This window comes from Winogradskyella aurantiaca, assembly GCF_003362725.1.
Taxonomy (GTDB): Bacteria; Bacteroidota; Bacteroidia; order Flavobacteriales; family Flavobacteriaceae; genus Winogradskyella_A; species Winogradskyella_A aurantiaca.
Map to the genome: position 1 here is coordinate 1 of NZ_QKTV01000016.1, position 1527 is coordinate 1527.

Genomic DNA, 1527 nt, shown 5'->3' on the forward strand with positions numbered 1-1527 from the left:
AAAGCCGGCTCATAGAACCGGCTTTTGAAATACATTATTGGTATTTAGATCTTAACGATTGGTTTTTACAAACTGTTTCGTTATTCTGTTACCATTAACTTCCATCACCAGGAAGTACATACCATCAGGTAAGGACTCCACACTTTCATGGACCGTACTGCTTTGTACACCATTGTTGATCTGGATAGTACCCTGATGACTTACTCGACCTGTAATTGAGGTGATGTAATAACTACCTTCTACTGGTGCTCCTTCGTTATCCACCTGAATGTTCAGGCTGCTTACAGCAGGAACTGGGTATAAGGTAATGTCATCCTCAGCAATCATTAAGTCTGAGTACGCTCCTGTGTGCGGTACTAAGGCTGGTGGTCCTTGTGAATCACATGGTTCAACTGCCATATCAGCATCACATCCAACGTACACATCATCAATTAGGTTACCTATAGACCCTGTAGATCCAGATACACCTCTTAATAAGACTACTGTTTGAGCACTAGTAGCTGTAAAGCTCATTTCAACTCTTGCCCATCCGTCGTCTGCACTGACACTGTGCGTTCCTAATAGCTGAAGGCTGTTAAGATCTGAACCGTATTCTACTTGCATAGTATCTTCTGAACTGCCACCTGGACGTTTCTTATGGTAGAAGACTACATGAACCAAACTACCTGGATCAGTACTAAATACCTGATACATGTTATCCTGTGGTGCTCTACTTAATAATTCAAAGTGGAAACCACTATCACAGTGTGATTCTACACCATTAACAGAACCTGAACGTTGGATTTCAATGGAAGAAGTTGTATCCCAGCCACCACCGACGGCAGTTAATTCTCCAGGACCATACTGTTCCCATCCATCGTTATCGGCAATGTCATTGATTTCAGCACCAGGATTAACCACCTCACTAACGAAGCAAAAAGGATCCCCAGCACCATTATCACCACAACCAGAAGAAAAATCTCCATTTTTAAGCACAGATAAGTCTCCAGTAACATTATAGCCATTACCAATTGGTGTACCGTCATCTGCCAACTCATAAACAACGTTTTTGTTGTTGTTAGTAGTTAAGAAGTTATTGTCTTCTGATACGGCAAGACCTGTTACTTTATTTGGTACTGAGCCCACATCTGTAGTTGTGTTTCCAGCATCGATTCTAATTAATCTATTACCAGATCGTGTGGCAAGGAATAAGCGTCCATCTTTAAAGGCTAAGTCACCACCAGATACTGGTGCATCAGCAACAAACTCGTACTCGGCATTCATAGCGTCAACGAAACTCGCGACATAAACCTTATCATTAGCATCAGATCCAATATAAACCTGACCACCTTGATAAGTAATGGCTGTAACCTTATTTAATGGTCCTTCGTCTCCTGCAGCAGATAAGTTAATTATCTGCCCCGTTCCAAATACTGGATCAATACGTTCTAAATAAGTGGCATTATCAGCATCGATGGTATAGATATAACCATCATCTGAGTTATACGTTAAATGCACTTCGTAATCTCTAGTGGTAATTTCAGTAAA

The 1527-nt window shown here is 41.1% G+C and carries 1 protein-coding gene; it reads right to left on the bottom strand.

The features are described from left to right. Positions 1–51: 51 nt before the first annotated feature. On the bottom strand, positions 52–1527 hold a 1476-nt coding region (locus DN064_RS14055; RefSeq protein ID WP_115463293.1), incomplete at its 5' end, for a T9SS type A sorting domain-containing protein.